This window comes from Streptomyces sp. NPDC055287 (assembly GCF_053646035.1).
This window is the reverse complement of record NZ_JBSHNE010000003.1, coordinates 263,401-282,769: the sequence shown is the minus strand read 5'-3', so window position 1 is coordinate 282,769 and position 19,369 is coordinate 263,401. Positions and strand designations below refer to the sequence as shown.

The window sequence follows — 19,369 nt, the reverse complement described above, 5'->3', positions numbered from 1 at the left end:
ATGACGCAGCAGCACACCGACGTGAGCTGGGCGCTCCGCGACCTGACGGAGAGCATCCAGGAAATCCGCTTCGCCCTCGTGGCGTCCAGCGACGGCAAGGCCATCACCTCCTACGGCGCCGACGACCCCGACGACGTCGACCGCTTCGCCGCCGTCGTCGCGGGCCTCCAGGCGCTCGCGCAGCCCGTCGCCGCGCAGTTCCCCAAGTACAGCGGGCAGTTGCGCCTGGCGATGATCGAAGTGGACGGCGGGCACCTCTTCGTGGTGCGGGCGGGGGTGGAGACGTACCTCGGAGTCCTCGCCAAGGAGGGCCTCGACCAGGGCCTGCTCGGCCATCAGATGAGGGACCTCGCCCGGAGGATGGGCGAACTCCTCGGAACCACACCGCGGCTGGAGGAGCACTCTGAATGAGTGATCCTCACCGGCCCACGGACCCGTCCGGTCTCGAGCGCTACTACGTCCTCACCGGCGGTCGCAGCGGACCGGGCGGGGCCGCCCTCGGCCTGGACGTGGCGACCCTCATCGTGTCCTGCTCCGCACCCGTGGCGGGCATGCAGCACGAGCACGAGCAGATCGTCCGGTGGTGCCGCGATCCGCTGTCGGTCGCCGAACTCGGCGCCCATCTCGGACTGCCCTTCAACATTCTCGCGGTGCTGGTGGCCGACCTGCTGGAAGCAGGCCGGGTGGAAGCCCGTGACCCCATCCCGGCTTCCGCCGGCCACGGGCCGGACTTCGCGCTCCTCGAGGAGGTACTCAGTGGACTACAAAGGCTTTGACCGCCCGGACTGGCCCCAGTCGTCCGGATCACTGCCTGCCGAAAGCCGTTCGGTCAAAGTGATGATCGCAGGCGGCTTCGGCACCGGCAAAACCACCATGGTGCGCTCGGTGAGCGACATCAAGCCGCTCACCACCGAGGAGACCCTCACCCAGGCCACCGTCGGCGTCGACGACCTCGTCGGCGTGGCGGACAAGGAGAAGACCACGGTCAGCCTCGATTTCGGCCGGATCGGCCTCAGTGAGCAGCTCGTGCTCTACCTCTTCGGCACGCCCGGCCAGGAACGCTTCTGGTTCCTGTGGAACGGCCTGTTCAAGGGAGCACTCGGCGCGGTCGTCCTGGTGGACACCCGCCGGCTGGAGTCCAGCTTCCGCGCCATCGAGGAGATGGAGCGGCTCGATGTCCCCTTCGTCATCGCCCTCAACGTCTTCCCCGACTCCAAGGACCATCCCATCGCGGAGATCAGGGACGCCCTGGACATCTCCGACCGCACACCGGTCGTCGCGTGCGACGCGCGCGACCGGGGATCGAGTCGTGACGTGCTCATCGCGCTGATACGTCATCTCAAGGAACGCTCTGCCGCCGCTCTGGAGCCCCGATGAACTCCCCGTCCTCACCCGGTCCGTACGCCGGCACACCGCCGGAGAACCCGCCGGCCGGCTGCCCCGTACGCTCCGCCGCATCCGGCGGGATCACGCGGCTCTACGGGCCCGAGGCGTCCACCGACCCCCTCGGCATCTACGCCGGGCTGCGTGAGCAGTACGGCGCGGTGGCGCCCGTACTGCTCGAAGGCGACGTGCCCGCGTGGCTCGTGCTCGGCTACCGGGAGAACCGGCGCGTGCTGGACAACCCGCGCCAGTTCAGCCGTGACTCACGGATCTGGCGTGACTGGGAGGAAGGCCGGATCGAGCCCACCTCGCCCCTCATCCAGATGGTGGGCTGGCGTCCCGACTGCGTCTCCCAGGACGGGGAGCCGCACCGCCGGCTGCGCGGGGCGGTCACCGACAATCTGCAAGCCCTGGCCGGGCGTGGCATCCGCCGTCACGTCACGCACTTCGCGAACAAGCAGATCGACGCGTTCGCCGGCGCGGGGCGGGCCGATCTGGTGGCGGAGTACGCCGAGTACCTGCCGATGCTCGTACTGACGCGGCTCTTCGGCCTCGCGGAGGGGGAGGGCCGGCGACTGGCCACGTCCTGCGCGCAGGTCATCAAGGGCGGCGAGGACGCCCTCCACCACAACGACGTCATCATGCAGGTCCTCGCGGAACTCGCCGAGCGCAAGCGCGACGAGCCGGGATCCGACTTCACCACCGGGCTGCTCGAGCACCGGGCAGGACTGGATGACGAGGAGATCCTCAGCCACCTGCGCCTGGTGCTGATCACCGCGCACATCACGACCAGCAACCTCCTGGCCCGGGTCCTGCAACTGGTCCTCACCCATCGCTCCCACCTGTCCGGCCTGGTGAGCGGACAGCTGAACATCTCGGCGGTGGTGGAGGAAGTCATGTGGAACACCCCGCCGCTGGCCGTGTGCCCGGGGCGGTTCGCGACGGCCGACCTGGAGCTCGGCGGCCAGCGCATCAGGGCCGGTGACCTGCTCGTACTCGGCCTGACGGCCGGGAACCTGGACCCGGAGATCCGGCCCGACGCGGGCGTGTCCATCCAGGGGAACCAGGCGCATCTCGCGTTCAGCAGCGGCCCGCACGAGTGCCCGGGCCAGAACATCGGGCAGGCCATCATCGAGACGGCCGTCGACGTACTGCTGCACCGGCTGCCCGGGCTGCGGCTGGCCGCCCCGGCCGAGGAGCTGACCTCCACCGCCTCGACGTGGGAGTCCCGGCTGGACCACATCCCCGTCGAGTTCGCACCGCAGGGCGCCGGGGCCTGACCGCTCCGCGGACCGGCCGGACCCGAGGGGCGGGGTTCGGCCGGCAGCTGCGCGTCAGACCGTGAGCAGGTCGTCCAGGGAGCCGCGGCCCTCCAGCTCGGCGGCGGCCGCGGGTCCTTCCTTGGCTGCGGCGTAACGGCCCGTGGTCAGCGCCCATTCGTAGTTGCCGCTGATCCAGTGCCGGATGGCTTCCACGCCCATCCATACCCGGTCGCGTTCGTCGTCCGTGAGGCGGAGCTCGTCGCACATGCCGGGCACCCGCGCCTCCAGCCCCACGTACTCGTCGAGTCTCCGGCTGGTCATCCGGAACGCCTCCGTGGCGGCCTTCTCCCAGGAGTAGCCGCACTCGCGGTGCAGCACGGTGATCAGGTTGTGGCCGTCGCCCCGGCGCTTCTCGCGCTCGAAGGAGTGGATGTCGTTCATGAAGCCGATGGTGTCCGCCGCGGCGTCCCGCAACGCCTCCATGACCGGGTGTGCCTGTGCCTGTGCGGGGACTTCGAACCGGCGGCTGCGCTCACCCGCGTCGATGCTGTGGTGGATGCCCACCGTGCGCCTGCGGAAGGCGGTGTAGGGCCCGACGCCCAGCAGGGTGCCGCGGGCGGCCAGGTCGACCTCCTCGGCGTGCGCGGCGAGGAAGCGCCCCCAGGAGGCGGCGAAGCGCGTGCACCAGGTCAGGGACATGCCGTCGGAGAGCTGTTCCCAGACCTGGGCCCAGGCGAGCGTGATCGGGCAGACGACGCGTGGTCGTGTTCCGGCGGGGCGCAGGGGAGTGACGATGAGTTCCCTGGCCACCTCGGTTATTCGGTCGGCGCGGTCGGGACTCGCCGCGTCGAACTGGTCGTCGAAGAGGAAGGCCAGCGAGAACCAGTTCATCAGGACGACCATGTCCTGGGCCGACGCGTGCGGGTAGGTGCGTATCGCGGCCTGCGGCAGGTCCCAGGACTCGTACTCCTCGAAGCCGGCCCGGCTCCTCACGAGTCCCATGTCCCGGACCCACCGCAGATGTTGTTCCCTCGCGTACTCCAGGTGCGCGCTTACCGGGGTGGTGAAGGGGAGGTCGAACCGGACGTCCTGCGGCACTCGGGTGCTCCTTGTTGCGGGCGCGCGGGTCCCCCGGCCTGCGAGCGGCTGATTTGTCATGCTCATTAGTTGAATTGCGCTACCAGCCTGCCCCGCGCGCAAACGATCTATGCCGACAAGATCGATCCGCATCCGCACCGGACCGCCGGTGCGCCGGGTTCGCAATCCGGAGCCGGTGAGGGCCGTTCTCTCGGCGGTCAGGGAGGTGTCGCCGGGCCGGCCCGCCGTGCGCGGCCTGCTCGACGCGCTATGGGGGCTACGGGGCGCGGCGGCGACGTAAATCAATAGAAATGGGGCATAAGGACGCGCTGGCGATAGGGGCGTGCGCATTGCAGTCTTATTTGAGACACTGATGTCTCATGCGAGACCGCAAGGTGTCACCAGGTGCCCTCCGGCCCGACCCGAATGACCCGAACAGGAACCCAATGCACCCCGCTCCCGCCCGGCAAGACACCCGGGCTCAGCTCGATCCCCGGCGCTGGGCCGTCCTCACGATCCTCTCCGGCAGCCTCCTGCTGATCGCGATGGACACCACGATCCTCAACGTCGCCTTCCCTTCCCTCGTCGCCGATCTCCAGCCCAGCTCCGTGCAGCAGTTGTGGATCATCGACGTGTACGCGCTCGCGCTGTCCGGCGTGCTGGTCACCGCGGGCGCGCTCGGCGACCGCTGGGGCCGCAAGCGCATGCTGCTCATGGGCTTCGGCGTCTTCTCGCTCGCCTCGCTGATCGCCGTGTTCGCGACCGCGCCGTGGCAGGTCATCGCCGCCCGCGCGCTGCTCGGTGTCGGCGGCGCGGCGATCATGCCCTCGACCCTGTCGATCCTGCGGGACGTCTTCACCGACGCCCGCGAGCGTGCCTTCGCCTACGCCGTCTGGGCCGCCGTCTTCGGAGGCGGCATGGCGCTCGGCCCGGTGGTGGGCGGACTGCTCGTCGAGAAGAACGGCTGGCAGTCCGCGTTCCTGCTCAACGTGCCGGTCGCGCTGGCCGTCATCGCGTTCGGCCTGTGGCTGCTGCCCGAATCGCGTCAGCCGCGGGAGGGGCGCTGGGACTGGTGGGGCGTCGGACAGTCGGTCGTCGGCATGCTCGCCCTCGCGGGCGGCATCAAGCAGCTCGGCAAGGGCGGCCCGGCCGACCCCGTCGCCTGGGCGCTGCTGATTCTGGCCGCGGTCGCGCTGACCGTGTTCGTACGCCGCCAGCTGAGGCTTCCGCAGCCGCTGCTGCGGGTACGCCTGTTCGCGAACCGGTCGTTCAGCATCGCCGCCGCCGCGATCTTCCTCGGGATGATCGCGCTCGGTTCGGCGCTGTTCCTGATCACCCAGCGGTTCCAGTACGGCCAGGGCTACACGCCGCTGGAGGCCGGCATCCGGCTGCTCCCCGCGCCGCTCGGACTCGTCGTCACCTCCCTGGTGACCCCTGCCCTGATGCACCGGCTCCCGATCCGCCACGTGCTCGGCGGCGGGCTGCTGGTGATGACCGCGGGTCTCGCGCTGCCCTGGGTGTTCCAGCGGACCGGCCACCTCGGCTACCCGTCGATCGCCTTCGCGCTGGCCGTACTCGGCTGTGGAGTGGGCATCGCCACCACAGTCGCCTCGGTGACCCTCATGGCCTCGGCCCCGGCGCGCGACGTCAGCGGCGCCGCCGCCATCGAGGAGACGTGCTACGAACTCGGCGCGGCCATGGGCGTCGCGATCCTGGGCAGTATGGCATCTGCCCTGTACCGGGCCCAGTTGCCCGCACTCGGCCTGGACGGTGCGACGACGGCGGCCGTCCGCGACTCCGTGGGCGAGGCCGCGCACGTGGCCGGCCACATCGGCGGCCCGTCCGGGGCCGCACTGCTGGACAAGGTCTCCACGGCCTTCACCGCGGGCATGACGCCGACCTTCCTGCTCGCCGCTGTACTCCCGCTCGCGGCGGCCGCGCTCACCTGGGCGAAGATCCCCAAGGATCTGCGCCCGACCGAGAACGCGCACTGACGGCACCGCAGGCCGTACCCGTAGTACTTGAGAGCTACGCGCAGGGTGCCCTCCCCGGCGGGACGCCGACCACGAGGCGCGATCCGTAACTTCCGTACCGGAAGCACGCAAGAGATCCGGTACGGAAGGACCACCCTCCATGGCGTCCCGCCCCCGCAGCAGCCGCCCGCGCCGCACCCTGCTCGCCGTGCTCGTCATCGCCTCGGTGGCCGTGCCGGTGTCGGCCGCCGCCCGCCCGTCGGCCGTCCCGGCTCCCGCGCCGGCCGCCGTGGTCCCGCTCGGGACCGCGACCCCCGCTGCCCTCGCCGAGCGGTACGCCGCCACGCGGGACGCAGTTCTAGCCGCCGGACGGACGGCTGCCGGTCACGGTGATCACCGGCGGGCAGCCGCCCTGCGCGCCATGGCGGACCCGGCGCGCCGGTTCCTCTCCTTCGACGGCCGCGACGGCGGCCGCACCGCCGAGGTCTTCGGCGACCTGTCCAAGGCCCGGAGGATCGCCGTGCTCGTTCCGGGCTCGGACACCAGCCTCGACCGGTACGGCCGCCTGCGGGCCGGCGCGACGGCGCTCCAGCGACAACTGGGCGGCCGGTCCGCCGTCGTGGCCTGGCTCGGGTACAGGACCCCGGGCACGGTGAGTCCGGAGGTGCTGACGCCCGGCCGCGCGGACGACGCCGCCCCTGCCCTGCGCCGGTTCGTGGCGGAACTGCGCGCGGCCAGGCCCGCCGCCCGTACCTCCCTCCTCTGCCACTCCTACGGCTCCGTGGTCTGCGGCCGGGCCGCCTCCGGCCTCGAAGTCGCCGACATCGTCCTGTACGGCAGCCCCGGCACCGGCGCCGCCGACGCGGCCGCGTTGCGCACCCGGGCCACCGTCTGGGCCGGCCGGGGAACCGCCGACTGGATTTCCGGTGTGCCGAAGACTCAGCTCCAACTCCCCTTCGTGACCCTGGGGCTGGGGTGCGACCCGGTGTCGCGGGAGTTCGGCGCCCGGCTCTTCGCGGCGGGCGACGGCGGTCACAGCGACTACCTGAAGCCGGGCTCCTTGTCCCTGGAGAACATCGCCCGGATCGTCTCGGGCGGGGCCCCTTCCCAGGAGGACCGTCATGCGTGAGCTCGTCCGTCGGATCGACTCGGCGACTCCGCCCGGCCGTGACCGTGCCGTCGACGCGCTTCGCGCCCTCGCCATCCTCGGTGTGGTGCTCGGCCACTGGCTGGTGACAGCCCTGGTCTCCGACAGCGGCACGGTGCGCGCCGCCAGCCCGCTGTTGTACATGCCCCAACTCGCTCCCGTTTCCTGGATGTTCCAGACCCTGGCGGTCTTCTTCCTGGTGGGCGGGCTGGTGGGTGCGCAGAGTTACGCCGCCGACCGCGCCCGGGGCGCGACGTACGGGCAGTGGCTCGGCGCCCGGACGGCCCGGCTGAGCCGGCCGGTCGCCGCCGTGCTGGTGGTGTGGGCCGTGGCCGCGGGCGCGCTGTGTGTGTCCGGGACGGGCCTGGAGACCGTACGCGCGCTGCTGAAGCTGGTGCTGTCGCCGCTCTGGTTCCTGCTGGTCTTCGCCGCGCTGACGGCGGCGACCCCACTGGTGGCGAAGCTGCATCCGCTGTGGCCGCTCGCCGTCGTACTCCACGTCGACCTGGTCCGGTTCGGTCTCGACGGGCCCGGCTGGCCCGGCTGGATCAACGTGGCGGCCGGTTGGCTGGTCCCGTACTGCCTGGGAGCCGCGTGGGCCCGGGGCGACCTGCGCGGCGGTACGGCCGGCTGGGTGCTGCTCGGCGGGGGAACGGTCGCCACCGCTCTCCTGGTCCTCTTCGCTGGCTACCCGGCGTCCATGGTCGGGGTGCCGGGCGCCGGTGTCTCCAACCTCAACCCGCCCACCCTCGCCGCCGTCACCTTCGGTCTCGCCCAGTGCGGAGCGGCGCTGCTGCTGCTCGGCCCGCTGCGCCGGGCGCTCGCGCGGCCCGCCGCCTGGGCGGCGGTGGCGCTGGTCAACCTCTCCGCGATGACCGTCTTCCTCTGGCACCAGACCGCGATGATGGCCGTCACCGCCGTGGGACTACTCGCAGGCGGGCCCCTGCAAGGCCTGCACACCGTGCCCGACGGCGCGGGCTGGGTGTTCGCCCGGCTGGCCTGGCTGCCCGTGTTCGTGGTGGCGTTGGGGGTGTGCTGGTCCGCGTTCCATGCGTACGAACACGGCCGGCTGAGGCCGCGAAAGATCAGCCGGGTCGTCCGCGAGAGCCGTCCCGCCCGCGACGCGGCGGTGCGGCGTGCCTAGGGTGGATCTTGTGAAGGGGGAGAGTATGGGGGAGTGGCGGCTGGTGCGGGCGGTGCGGGCCGTGCCGCGCAACCTGCGCGAGGACCTGTGGACGGGCGCCGCCGCCCCGCTGCCGCGCAGCGGACGTCCCGGCTGGTTGATGTGGCAGCCGGCCTTCGTGCTGCTGTTGTTCCTCGGCGCGGCACTCCTCGCCGTGGTCAACGTGAACGATCTCGCCTCCGACTGGGGCCACGGACTGGGCACCAGGTACGCGCTGTGGCTCGGCGGGGCCCAGTCGGTGGCGCTCGTCGTCGCGGCGTTCCGGCCGCTTCCGGCGTGGTGGGTGGTGACGATCGCCATGGTCGTCGTCGCGTGGCTCTCGGGCTCGCAGTTCGCCCGGGACGAGTCTCTCCCCTGGACCGGCCCTCCGGCGGCCGCCGCTGGGCTCCCGGGCTCGCAGTTCCACTGGGACCCGATGTTCCCCTGGACCGGCTCCGGGATCGCCGCGCAGGCCGGCGTCCTGTTCATGCTGGCGTTGCGGGTCCGCCCCCGCGTCGCGGTCGAGGCCCTGACGATCAGCCTCCTGGCGGGTCTGGTCTGCAGCACGCTCATTTCCCCCGGCCCCTTCACCGGCGTCGGCCGCGCCGCCGGGATTCTCACCGCCGCGGTGGTGGTCGGCGGCGCGCTGCGCGGTCGCCAGGTGGCCCGCACGGAGCTGGTCGTACAGGAAGAGATGACCGCCGGGGAACGGGCCCGGCGCACGCTCCTGGAGGAGCGAAACCGGATCGCGCGCGAGCTGCACGACGTCGTCGCCCACCACATGTCGGTCATCTCCATCCAGGCCCAGGTCGCCCCGCACCTGGTCGAAAACCCGTCCGACGAGCTGCGGGAGAACCTCGCGGGCATACGGGAGAACGCCGTCGGCGCGCTCACCGAACTGCGCCGGGTGCTGGGCGTACTGCGTTCCGAGGACGCCCTGTCGCAGGCCGTCCGGCACGCCCCGCAGCCCACGCTCGACCGGCTGGACGAACTGGTGGCCAATGTGCGCGGCGCGGGGCTCACGGTCGCCACCCGGATCACCGGAGAGGCGCGGGCGCTGCCGCCCGGCGTCGAGCTCTCGGCGTTCCGCATCGTGCAGGAGGCCCTCAGCAACGTGATGCGGCACGCGCCCGGGGCGCGGGCGCGGGTGGAGATCGGGTACCACGCGGCCTCTCTCACCGTCCGGATCACCAACTCCGCGCAGGACGGGCCGGCCGAGCCCCCGCGGGGTGCCGGCCACGGCCTGCTCGGCATGCGTGAACGCACCGCCATGCTGGGCGGTGAGTTCGCCAACGGGCCGGTACCCGGCGGCGGTTACGAAGTACTGGCGACGCTTCCCCTGGAGGGCAGTCCATGACCATCCGCGTGCTGATAGCCGACGACCAGATGATGGTCCGGCAGGGCTTCACGGTGCTGCTCAACGCCGAACCCGGCATCGAGGTCGTCGGCCAGGCCGTGGACGGCCTCGACGCCGTCGCGAAGGTTGCCGAACTCACCCCGGACGTCGTCCTGATGGACATCCGGATGCCCGGCCTGGGCGGCATCGACGCGACCCGTCGCATCACCGAACCGCCCGGCGCCACCGTCAAGGTCCTGGTCCTGACCACCTTCGACCTCGACGAGTACGTGTACGAGGCGCTGCGCGCCGGCGCCTCCGGGTTCCTGCTCAAGGACGCCTCCGCCGCCGAACTCGCCCAGGCGGTACGGGTGGTGGCGGCCGGCGACGCCCTGCTGGCACCCACCATCACCAAGCGGCTGATAGCCGAGTTCTCCCGGCTGACCGACGCCCCCCGGGCCCCGCTCAAGGACCGCGTCGGTGACCTGACGGAACGCGAGACCGAGGTGCTGTCGCTGATCGCGCAGGGCCTGTCGAACGCGGAGATCGCCGGACGGCTGGTGGTGGCGGAGCAGACGGTGAAGACCCACGTGAGCCGGATCCTGGTCAAGCTCGGCCTGCGCGACCGGACCCAGGCCGCGGTCTTCGCGTACGACACGGGACTGGTGCGCCCGGCCGGGTACTGAGCTGCCGGACGAGCCGCGGGCTGAGCTACCGGCCGGGCCGGGGGATCAGCAGGCTCGCGGCTGATCTCGCCGCCGTCAGGGCCCGGCGGCGGTCGCTGCCGCGCTGGCCCAGTACGACCCGCGTGCTCAGCCCGTCCAGCAGCGCCAGCAGCTGTGAGGCGTGCGCAGGTATGTCCATCGGCGCGAAGCGGGAGCGGGCCACGCCCCTGGCGAGCAGCGCCTCCAGATCCTGCTGCCAGCCCCGGTCCATCTCCTCCTGGGCCTGGCGCAGGTCCTCGTTCGCGGGCGTACGGGCCCAGAGCTCGATCCACAGCATCCAGCGGGGATCGCGAGGGCCGCGCGGCAGATACAGCTCCAGGAACTGGTCGAGCTTGCGCTCCGCCGTCGTCCGGCGGCCCAGCAGGAGCCGGCGCTCCCCGGCGAGGTCGGTCTCGCTCCAGCGCAGCGCCTCCAGCAGCAGCCGGTCCTTGCTGCCGAAGTAGTACAGGATGTGGCCGCCGCTGGTGTCCAGCCGCTCGGCGAGCGCGGACATGGTGAGTGCGGCGAGGCCCTGCTCGGCGATGACCGCCATGGCCTCCTCGAGCATCCGTTCCTGGGCGATGTGCCCGTCACGCCGTCGCGCCGCTCCCGCCACCGTTTCCCCTCCACCGCTTCCACCATTCGTACCCGATGTCACGACCTTAGCCGCGGATTTGCTGCGGGGTCTTGACGGGTGGGGGAGCGGCACCGCATCTTGAATGCCATTCTAACTCTTAGAACGGCATTCAAGGTCTGGTGGGAGTGGCATGGCGATGCACATGGCGGAGCAGCGGCAGAGCGACGAGGTGTTCCGGGTCGAGACCCACGGCATCGACCGCATCCCGGAGGAAGAGCGGCACGGCAGCGCGAAGGACCTCTTCTGGCTCTGGTTCGGCTCGAACCTGACCTTCACCTACGTCATCAACGGGGCGCTCGCGGTCGCCTTCGGCCTGTCCTTCTGGCAGGCGACCGCCGTCGTGGTCGTCGGCGGCCTGACCTTCTTCGTCATCAGCGCCGCCGGCCTCAGCGGCATCCGTACCGGAACGGCCACCCTGGTGATCTCCCGCGCCGCCTTCGGCACGCGCGGCAACTGGCCCGCCGGAGTGCTCAACTGGGTCGTCAGTATCGGCTACACCATCGTCAACACGGTCGTCGGCACCCTCGCCCTCGAGGTCTTCTTCGCCGAGATCGGCTGGCAGGGAGGCGACACCGCCCGCGCCCTCGCGCTCCTGGTCACCATCACCCTGACCTTCGCGGTCGCGATGTGGGGTCACGCCACCGTGCAGTTCGCCGAGCGCTGGATGGCGTACGCCCTGGCCGCGGGCTTCGGGGCGCTGCTCGTCTTCGTCCTGCCCGGCGCCGACACCACCGCGCCCGCGACCGGGCCGGGCGCGGCCGGCTGGTCCCTCGCCTTCGTCGTGATGCTGTCCGGCCCCTTCTCGTACGTGCCGATGCCCGCCGACTACACCCGCTACCTCCCCAGGACCACCTCGCTGCGCTCCATCACCTGGTGCGGAGCGCTCGGCGGGTTCCTCTCCTCGGTCGCGCTCGGTGTCGCCGGTGTCGCCGCCGCGACCCAGACCGACATGACCGACGCGGTGGCCGGCACGGAGAAGCTCCTGCCCGGCTGGTTCCAGCCGGTGTTCCTGGCCCTCGTACTCCTCGGCTCCGTCACCAACTCGATCATCACGCTCTACTCCTCCAGTCTGAACCTCCAGGTCCTCGGCATCCCCTGGAGCCGGTCGAGGGCCATCCTCATCAGCGCCGCCGTCACCGCCGTCGGCTCGCTCTGGGCGCTCTTCTTCGCCGACTTCACCGAGTCGCTGCTGTCCTTCCTTTCCCTCCTGATCATCGTGTTCGCCCCGTGGAGCGGCGTCTTCCTCACCGATATGGTGCTGCGCCGCTGCCGTTACGACGCCGACGCCCTGCACGCCGGAGCCGGCGGCGCGTACGGGTACCGGGCGGGCTTCCACCCGGCGGGCATGGCCGCCCTCCTCACCGGCATCGTCTTCGCCGGCCTCACCTGCGACTCCGCACTGTGGACCGGCCCCCTGGTCGCCCCTCTCGGCGGCGCCGACCTCACCCTCCTCGGCTCGGTCGTCTCCGCGCTCATGTATTGGGCGCTGGCCGCGCGCACGCCCGTCCGTCCCGCCCGCTGAATCATCCGCCGAAGCGGCCGTACCTTCCGTCCGTACCCCTCCCAGGAGTCACCTCTCATGACCCGCACCACCCCGGCCGAGCTCGTCCTCGTCAACGCCCGCATCCACACCGTCGACGCCCGGCTGCCGGAGGCGCAGGCGCTCGCCGTGCGCGACGGGCGGATCGCCTGGCTCGGAGCCGGCTCCGACGCGGCGCGGTGGACCGGACCGGACACCGAGGTCCTCGACGCGGGCGGCCGGCTCGTGCTGCCCGGCTTCGTCGACGCCCACAACCACGTCAGGCTCGGTTCCGACGACGCCTGCGTCCAGCTCGCCGGTGTCCGCACGCTCGACGGCATCCACGAGCGCATCCGTGCCTGGCACACCGCCCACCCGGACGCGGAGTGGATCGAGGCCGAGGCCTTCGACTACTCGGCGATCCCGGACGGCCGCATGCCGCGCGCCGAGGACCTCGACCCGGTCACCGGCGACACCCCCGCCTTCGTCCTCAGCTACGACGTGCACACCGCCTGGCTCAACACGGCGGCGATGCGCCGCCTCCAGATCATCAAGGGCCGTACGAGCCTGCCCTTCGGCGAGGCCGAGACCGACCCCGCCACTGGCGAACCCACTGGATTCGTCAAGGACTTCGCCGTCAAGGGCCTCTCCCGCGACGGCCACCGCGCCCTGCGGGCGCTCGGCGTTCCGTGGGCGTCGCCCGACCGGCAGTACGGGCGCCTCGCGCGGAGCCTGGACGACGCGATCGCCTACGGCATCACCACCGTCGTCGAGCCGCAGAACTCCCTCGACGACCTCGCCCTGTACGAGCGGGCCCGCGCCGAGGGCCGGCTCCGCTCCCGGATCGTCGCTGCCCTCTTCCACCCGCGCGGCACCACCGGGGCCGACCTCGACGCCTTCGCCGCGGCCGCCCGCTCCTTCGACGACGACCGGCTGAACGTCGGCCCGCTCAAGCTCTACATCGACGACGTCGTCGAGCCCCGTACCGCCGCCCTGCTCGAGCCCTACACCGGCTGCGGCCACCACCGGGGCGACACGTTCTACCCGCCCGAGGAGTTCGCCGAGCTGCTGACCCGGCTGGACGCGCGCGGCTTCCAGTGCTTCGTCCACGCCACCGGCGACCGGGGCATCCGTACCGTCCTCGACGCCGTCGAGCGGGCCCGCCGCGCGAACGGCCCCCGCGACGCCCGCCACCAGGTCGTGCACGTCGAGTGCCTCGACCCCGAGGACACCCCGCGCTTCAAGGAGCTGGGCGTGGTCGCCTGCATGCAGCCGCGCCACAGCGCCCCGGAGATCGCCGGCCCCGGCAAGGACTGGGCCGAGAACGTCGGCGAGGACCGTTGGCACAAGGCGTGGCCGATGCGCAGCCTGCACGAGGCCGGTGCGGTGCTCGCCTTCTCCAGCGACTGGAATGTCGCCGAGATGGACCCGATGGTGGGCATCTACACGGCTGTGACCCGGCGTCCGCTCGGCGGCGGCGCGCCGTGGATGCCCGGCGAGACGGTCGACGTGGCGACCGCCGTGCACGGCTACACGATGGGCTCGGCGTACGCCAACTTCCTGGAACACGAACGGGGTTCGCTGACCGTCGGCAAGCTCGCCGACTTCGTCGTCCTCTCCCGCGACATCCTCGAGGCCGCGCCCGAGGACATCCCGGGCACTGTGGCGGAGACCGTCGTCGTGGGCGGTGAGATCGTGGTCAGGGCCTCATAGCCAGCCGTTGCGGCGGAACGCCCGGTGGATGGCGAAGCAGGCGAAGGCCATGACGGCGAGGGCGAGAGGGTAGCCGTACGTCCAGCGCAGCTCGGGCATGTGGTCGAAGTTCATGCCGTAGACGCCGCAGATCATGGTCGGTACGGCGACGATCGCCGCCCACGAGGTGATCTTGCGCATGTCCTCGTTCTGCGTGATCGTCACCTGTGCCAGATGGGCCTGCAGGATCGAGTCGAGCAGACCCTCGAAGGCGGCTATCTGCTCGGCCGTCCTCGTCAGGTGGCCGGCGACGTCGCGGAAGTACGTCCGGATCTCCGGGCCGACCGTCGGCATGGACTCGGTGGCGAGCAGATTCAGCGGACGGGCCAGCGGCGCCACCGCCCGCTTCAGTTCGAGGAGTTCACGCTTGAGCTGGTAGATCCGGCCGGCGTCGCCGCGGCCGGCCGGCTCACTGAACACGGCGGTCTCGACCGCGTCGATGTCGTTCTGCACGGCCTCGGCCACCACGAGGTAGTCGTCGACGACGTGGTCGGCGACGGCGTGCAGCACGGCGGCCGGGCCCATCGCCAGCCGCTCGGGCGACGACTCCAGGACCTCGCGCAGAGGGCCCAGCGAGCCACGCCCGCCGTGCCGGACGGTGATGACGAAATCGGGGCCCGTGAAGACCATCAGGTCGCCGGTGTCCACGATCTCGCTGGTGGCGGTGAGCTCGGCGTGCTCCACGTAATGGACGGTCTTGAAGACGGCGAACAGCACGTCGTCGTACCGCTCCACCTTCGGCCGCTGATGCGCCTGTACGGCGTCCTCCACGGCCAGCGGGTGGAGCCCGAACAGCTCGGCGAGACCGGCGAATTCCTCCTCGGACGGCTCGTGCAGGCCGATCCAGACGAAGCCCTGGCCGACCTTGCGGACCCGCGCCAGCGCCTCCTCGGCCGGGCAGTCGCCCGGCCGCCGGGTGCCGTCCTCGTACACCACGCAGTTGACGACCGCACTGCCCAGCGGGGACCGGGTGGGGTGGCTGAGATCCACGTTCGGGCGGTAGGCGCGGCGAACCGCCCGGCTGAGAGTGCGGATCAACGGCATGGGGTGCTCCTTCGGCGAATCGGCGGCCAGTGTGCCACCGGGGCTCCGGCTCCCCTCACAGGGGGTGCTCCGGGCGGCCCCCGGGGCCGTACACTCCAGAGCATGAGTCGCAGCACAGGGGGAGCCGGGGAGTGCCTGAGCCGGGCTCCTCATGCCCTGTGCCGGGCCCTGCACGGCCACGGCTAGCGATTCCCTTTCCCGGTGAGAGCCCCGCTGCTGCCCGCCGGTTTCTGATCCGGTCTCCTCTGCCCGGTACGCATAGCGCTTTCACCCGCATTGCCCCCTTTCCTCCCTTCTTATGTGCTGTTGTCGCATCTCCGCGACCGGGCCTCCCAGCCCTGGGCGCCGCCTTTGCCGACGCCGGACGCCCGGCCGTCGCCGTACCCCCCCCGAGAGGACCCCTGTGAAGTTGAGCGAGTTGCTGGCCGGCCACGACCACGAGGTCCTCGCGGGAGATCCGGAGACGACGATCACCGCGGGCACGTGCTTCGATGCCCACCGGGCGTCGCCGGGTTCCCTGTTCATCGCCGTGCCTGGGCACGTCGGTGGCGGCCCCGAGGCGGTCGGCCCCGCCATCGCTCGCGGCGCGGTGGCGGTGCTCGTCGAGGGTGACGGAGAGGGCGGGGATACGGACCGGGGCTTGCCGGCGTCGGTGTCCGCGGCCGCCGCGGGCGCCTGCGTCGTACGCGTGCCGGACATCAGGAGGGCGGCCGCGGCCGTCACCTCCCGCTATTACCGGGAGCCCGGGCGGGCCATGGACATGGTGGCCGTCACCGGCACGAACGGGAAGACCTCCGTCTCGTACATGGTCGAGTCCCTGCTGCGGATCGCCGAGGGCGCGCAGGTGGGCGTCATCGGCACGGGCGGCAGCCGGATCGGGGACGAGATCATCCCGATGCCGAGGACGGTGCTGACCACGCCCGAGTCGCCGGACTTCCAGTACCTGCTCGGACGCATGCGGGACAGTGAGGTCTCCACGGTGGTCCTGGAAGCGACCTCCATGGGGCTGCTGACGCACCGGGTGGACGACTCCTTCATCGACGTCGGCATCTTCACCAACCTGACCCAGGACCACCTGGACGACCACGGCACCATGGAGAACTACCGGGACGCCAAGCTGCGCCTGTTCGAAGGGCTCTGCCGGCGAGCGGTCGTCAACGTGGACGACGCGGTGGGCGCCTCGATCGTGGCGATGATGCCCGGCGCGGTGACGACGTACGCCCTGGACGCGGAAGCGGACTACCGGGCGACGGACCTCAGCATGGACGGCCAGGGCACGCGGTTCACCCTGCACCACGACGGACGCAAGTACCCGGCGGCGATCCCCGTGCCCGGCCGGTTCTCGGTCGCCAACGCGCTGGCCACCGTCGCCGCCTGCCATGTACTGGGCCACGACCTGGCCGGGCTGGTCGCCGCGCTGGACCGGATGCCGACGGCTCCCGGACGCTTCGAACGCTTCCGGACGCCGGCCGGAACGTCCGTGATCGTGGACTACGCGCACTCGCCGGACTCGCTGGACAAGGTCCTGACCACCATCCGCGGCTTCGCCACGGGCCGGATCGTCACGGTCTTCGGCTGCGGCGGGGACCGCGACATCACCAAGCGGGCCGAGATGGGCGAGATCGCCGGGACGCACTCCGACCTGTGCGTGCTGACCTCGGACAACCCCAGGAACGAGAATCCCGAGGAGATCCTCGACCAGATCACCCCCGGTCTGGAGGCGACCGGAACACCCTTTGAGCGGTACGCCGACCGCCGCAGCGCCATCGCGTACGCGCTGTCCGCGGCCGGGCCCGACGACATCGTGCTGGTCGCGGGGAAGGGCAGCGAGCCGTACCAGATCGTCGGTGACCAGCTGATCCCGTTCAGCGACATGGCGACGGTACGCGAACTCAGCGAGGCGTGACCGGAGAAGGGGGCGGCGCCGTGCCGGTTCTCAGGCGTACGACATTGGACCGCTCGCCGTACGCGATGGCCCGGACCCGGTAGGACGCCCTCTTCTCGTCGGGCAGGGTGATCAGACCGAAGGAGTCGACGCCGGGGTCCAGGACGGCGGCCGGTCTCCACGAGCGGCTGCTTGCGGTCCTGATCTCCAGCAGCTGGGCCTCCTCGTCGGAGGCGCGGTCGGTCCAGGCGAAGCGGATGCCGTTGGCGTGCTTGACGGTTGCCTTCAGGCCGGCCGGCGCGGCGGCGGCGTCCCGTACGGGACGCGTCTGTACGGCCCGGCTCCCGTTCGTGCGTCGCGGCGGCGCCCACGCGTGGTCGTCCCTCTGGGCCCTCTCCGACAACCCGCCCGGCGGCAGGGTGACTTCGACCGGCCGCGAGGCGGAGCCGTAGTACGGGCGAAGGCGGTAGTGGAACGGGGTCCCGGGCATCAGGTCGGGATGCCGGTACGTCCGCTGCCCGGGGGGCACGTACTGGAGGATTGTGTACGGGCCCCGCGCCGCGGTCGCGAATTCGACGACGCGGCCGACCGCGCCCCTGTCCTCGCCCGTCCACCGCAGGGTGATGTCGACGGGCGAGTCGAGGGCAGCCGTCAGGCGGGTGGCCGTGGGCGGCGCGACGTCGCCGGCCGGTGGGGGAGTGCAGGCGGCCAGTGCGAGGACGAGTCCCGCCGCCGTGGCCCTGGCCGTCGCCTTCACTTGCGCCAGAACTTCACGTTGCTCCAGACCACCGTGGCCGGGCCGTTGCCGCTGCTGGTCCGGTACGCCCCGAACTTGTCGTAGAAGCTCCCGCCCGGACTGCTGTACGTGTGCTTCAGCGAGCCGTTGATGTACGTGCGGTGCTCGTTGCCCACCTGGTGGACCGTGTTCACCCGGACGTTCGCGCCGACCGTCCCCGCGTTGGAGAGCGTGGCGCCGCCGTGCACGGCGTACAGGCGGCCCCCGCGCTCGGCCGCCAGCATGAAGTAGGGGCCCGGCGCCGAGTCGTTGAAGGTCTGCTTGAGACTGATGCGTGTGCCGCCCATGCTGCTGATCCGGAAATAGCCCTCGAACTGCCGGGTCCCGCCGGTGTACGTGGCATAGCGGCGCTCGGCGCGCTGGTCGCCGCTCGCGGTGGAACACGTCAGCGTGAAGGTCAGGTTGTCGACCCGTCCGCATCCCCTTTCCTGGACGTTGAACGCCGGTGAGACCGAGGTCCAGCCGCCGGGCTCGACTTCCGCGTGGGCGCCGGGGGCCAGGAACAGGCCGCCGGCAACCGCGAGGCCGGCCGCGGAGGCGAGGAGTTTGCTTCGCATGGCTCACTTCCCCATATGTGAACGTTGTTCATGACTGGGATCGTGTGAGCGTAGAGCCGCGCAAGTCGACTGGCAATGGGGCACGTTGAATTCACGGATGGAACCCGCCGGAGTCCCGGCGGGTTCCGTGACGTGACGTCGCCGGCTCCTGTCCGGGGTCTCCCCCCGGGGGCCTGGTCAGCTCCCGGCCGGTCCGCCCTCGTACGCGTAACCGGCGACCCACGTGATGTCGAGCTGCGCCGACGAGCCGGGTTCGGCGGGCGGGCCGTACAGGGCGCTCTCGTTCTGCAGTATCCAGGACAGCGGCCCCGACGGTACGCCGCGCGTGCTCGACCCGATGAGCACGCCGTCGAGGTAGTACCGGATCTCCTGCGGCGTCCATTCGACGGACGTGGTGTGCCAGTCCGTCCAGCGGGCACCGGTGGCGAACATGTCCTGCTGCCCGCCGTCGCACGGGTGGGTGAACGCGGTGATCGTGTCGGTCCAGTTCTGCTCCGGGTAGTCGATCTCGCACCCGTCGCCGTACCAGAGGTGCGCCGACTTGTAGCCGGGCGCGGCCCGCACCACCCGGAAGCGCTCGCTGTACTTCCCGTACGTCTGCTCCATCAGCTTCTTCGGCACCACGGCCGCCGCGTGGACCGGCCCGCCGTCCTCGGGCCGCCACATCCGGATGCTCATCCGCCCGTCGCCGCTCTCGTCGGGACCGAAGCTGACGGTGTCCTCCGGGTGGTAGGTGCCGCCCACGGACCTGACCGTGTTGCCGTCGGCGCCGGACGTGGCGGTGTCCTGCCAACTGCTCGGGTAGGCCCACCAGTCGTCCCGGTACCCGCCCGGAAGGCCCCCGCAGTACGCGTCCTTCGTATCCGCGTAGTGGTCGCAGTCGCTGAACGAGCCGAGCGGCACCGAGTCGCCGTTGAAATTCTCGGCGAAGACCTGCCTGAACGGCCCGCAGTGACCGCGCGGCATGCTGTCGCCGACCGTGCGGCAGGCGTCCTGCGAGGGCGCGACCGCGCCGGACGCGGGCATGAGCCACACGAAGAGGAAGAACAGAGAGGGCAGGGCGAGAGCAAGCACGGCCGGCAGAAGACGACGCCGTGGGCGCCGGTGCGTGTGTACGGTCATGGGCCCGGTCCTC

Annotated in this window: 18 protein-coding genes; 12 read left to right on the top strand and 6 right to left on the bottom strand. The window is 71.4% G+C overall.

From position 1 onward, the window contains the following. From ACWIHY_RS07385 to ACWIHY_RS07370, 4 genes are read left to right on the top strand one after another with little or no spacing between them, the layout of a single operon-like run. Entirely contained in the window at nucleotides 1-411 is a 411-nt protein-coding gene (locus tag ACWIHY_RS07385) for a roadblock/LC7 domain-containing protein (protein ID WP_454374655.1), read from the top strand. After that, complete coding sequence (locus ACWIHY_RS07380) at nucleotides 408-776, top strand: DUF742 domain-containing protein (RefSeq protein WP_454374654.1); 369 nt, start codon at nucleotides 408-410, stop codon at nucleotides 774-776. The genes ACWIHY_RS07385 and ACWIHY_RS07380 overlap by 4 nt, the downstream gene beginning before the upstream one ends. Then, nucleotides 757-1,377 carry a GTP-binding protein gene (locus ACWIHY_RS07375; protein ID WP_454374653.1) on the top strand — a complete coding sequence of 207 codons (621 nt, stop codon included), beginning with the start codon at nucleotides 757-759 and terminating at the stop codon, nucleotides 1,375-1,377. The genes ACWIHY_RS07380 and ACWIHY_RS07375 overlap by 20 nt, the downstream gene beginning before the upstream one ends. Continuing rightward, nucleotides 1,374-2,663, top strand: a complete 1,290-nt coding sequence (locus tag ACWIHY_RS07370; protein ID WP_454374652.1) for a cytochrome P450 — start codon at nucleotides 1,374-1,376, stop codon at nucleotides 2,661-2,663. Before ACWIHY_RS07375 ends, ACWIHY_RS07370 begins: the two co-directional genes overlap by 4 nt. A 54-nt stretch (nucleotides 2,664-2,717) precedes the next feature. Here the strand turns inward: ACWIHY_RS07370 and ACWIHY_RS07365 are convergent, their stop codons facing one another. Continuing rightward, the gene (locus tag ACWIHY_RS07365) at nucleotides 2,718-3,743 is read right to left on the bottom strand and encodes a 7-epi-alpha-eudesmol synthase (protein ID WP_454374651.1); all 1,026 of its coding nucleotides are present in this window, start codon (nucleotides 3,741-3,743) and stop codon (nucleotides 2,718-2,720) included. Between the two features lie 425 nt (nucleotides 3,744-4,168). On the opposite strand from ACWIHY_RS07365, the gene ACWIHY_RS07360 reads away from it, so the two are divergent. From ACWIHY_RS07360 to ACWIHY_RS07340, 5 genes are all read left to right on the top strand, one after another. Then, entirely contained in the window at nucleotides 4,169-5,716 is a 1,548-nt protein-coding gene (locus tag ACWIHY_RS07360; RefSeq protein ID WP_454374650.1) for an MFS transporter, read from the top strand. Nucleotides 5,717-5,855: 139 nt separating this feature from the next. Then, nucleotides 5,856-6,824, top strand: a complete 969-nt coding sequence (locus tag ACWIHY_RS07355) for an alpha/beta hydrolase (protein WP_454374649.1) — start codon at nucleotides 5,856-5,858, stop codon at nucleotides 6,822-6,824. Further along, complete coding sequence (locus ACWIHY_RS07350) at nucleotides 6,817-7,986, top strand: acyltransferase family protein (protein WP_454374648.1); 1,170 nt, start codon at nucleotides 6,817-6,819, stop codon at nucleotides 7,984-7,986. Before ACWIHY_RS07355 ends, ACWIHY_RS07350 begins: the two co-directional genes overlap by 8 nt. A gap of 25 nt (nucleotides 7,987-8,011) precedes the next feature. Continuing rightward, nucleotides 8,012-9,361 carry a sensor histidine kinase gene (locus ACWIHY_RS07345; RefSeq protein WP_454374779.1) on the top strand — a complete coding sequence of 450 codons (1,350 nt, stop codon included), beginning with the start codon at nucleotides 8,012-8,014 and terminating at the stop codon, nucleotides 9,359-9,361. Further along, entirely contained in the window at nucleotides 9,358-10,026 is a 669-nt protein-coding gene (locus tag ACWIHY_RS07340) for a response regulator (protein WP_454374647.1), read from the top strand. The genes ACWIHY_RS07345 and ACWIHY_RS07340 overlap by 4 nt, the downstream gene beginning before the upstream one ends. A gap of 25 nt (nucleotides 10,027-10,051) precedes the next feature. Here ACWIHY_RS07340 and ACWIHY_RS07335 read toward each other — a convergent pair whose 3' ends face one another. Beyond that, on the bottom strand, nucleotides 10,052-10,660 hold the full coding sequence (locus tag ACWIHY_RS07335) for a TetR/AcrR family transcriptional regulator (protein WP_454374646.1): 609 nt from the start codon (nucleotides 10,658-10,660) through the stop codon (nucleotides 10,052-10,054). A 151-nt stretch (nucleotides 10,661-10,811) separates the two neighbouring features. On the opposite strand from ACWIHY_RS07335, the gene ACWIHY_RS07330 reads away from it, so the two are divergent. Next, nucleotides 10,812-12,203 (top strand): purine-cytosine permease family protein, encoded by a 1,392-nt coding sequence (locus ACWIHY_RS07330; protein WP_454374645.1) that lies wholly within the window; start codon nucleotides 10,812-10,814, stop codon nucleotides 12,201-12,203. A gap of 57 nt (nucleotides 12,204-12,260) precedes the next feature. Next, nucleotides 12,261-13,913, top strand: a complete 1,653-nt coding sequence (locus ACWIHY_RS07325) for an amidohydrolase (protein WP_454374644.1) — start codon at nucleotides 12,261-12,263, stop codon at nucleotides 13,911-13,913. Here the strand turns inward: ACWIHY_RS07325 and ACWIHY_RS07320 are convergent. Then, nucleotides 13,908-14,996 carry a magnesium and cobalt transport protein CorA gene (locus tag ACWIHY_RS07320; protein ID WP_454374643.1) on the bottom strand — a complete coding sequence of 363 codons (1,089 nt, stop codon included), beginning with the start codon at nucleotides 14,994-14,996 and terminating at the stop codon, nucleotides 13,908-13,910. The genes ACWIHY_RS07325 and ACWIHY_RS07320 overlap by 6 nt on opposite strands. A 403-nt stretch (nucleotides 14,997-15,399) precedes the next feature. Here ACWIHY_RS07320 and ACWIHY_RS07315 point away from each other — a divergent pair, with 403 nt between their 5' ends. Further along, nucleotides 15,400-16,902 (top strand): UDP-N-acetylmuramoyl-L-alanyl-D-glutamate--2,6-diaminopimelate ligase, encoded by a 1,503-nt coding sequence (locus ACWIHY_RS07315; protein WP_454374642.1) that lies wholly within the window; start codon nucleotides 15,400-15,402, stop codon nucleotides 16,900-16,902. Here the strand turns inward: ACWIHY_RS07315 and ACWIHY_RS07310 are convergent. The 3 genes from ACWIHY_RS07310 to ACWIHY_RS07300 form a co-directional block, all read right to left on the bottom strand. Next, on the bottom strand, nucleotides 16,889-17,638 hold the full coding sequence (locus ACWIHY_RS07310; RefSeq protein WP_454374641.1) for a fibronectin type III domain-containing protein: 750 nt from the start codon (nucleotides 17,636-17,638) through the stop codon (nucleotides 16,889-16,891). The two genes, ACWIHY_RS07315 and ACWIHY_RS07310, sit on opposite strands and share 14 nt — an antisense overlap. Then, nucleotides 17,635-18,234, bottom strand: coding sequence for a hypothetical protein (locus ACWIHY_RS07305; RefSeq protein WP_454374640.1), 600 nt, complete (start codon nucleotides 18,232-18,234; stop codon nucleotides 17,635-17,637). Before ACWIHY_RS07305 ends, ACWIHY_RS07310 begins: the two co-directional genes overlap by 4 nt. A 177-nt stretch (nucleotides 18,235-18,411) precedes the next feature. Then, on the bottom strand, nucleotides 18,412-19,356 hold the full coding sequence (locus ACWIHY_RS07300) for a glycoside hydrolase family 16 protein (RefSeq protein WP_454374639.1): 945 nt from the start codon (nucleotides 19,354-19,356) through the stop codon (nucleotides 18,412-18,414). Nucleotides 19,357-19,369: the final 13 nt, after the last annotated feature.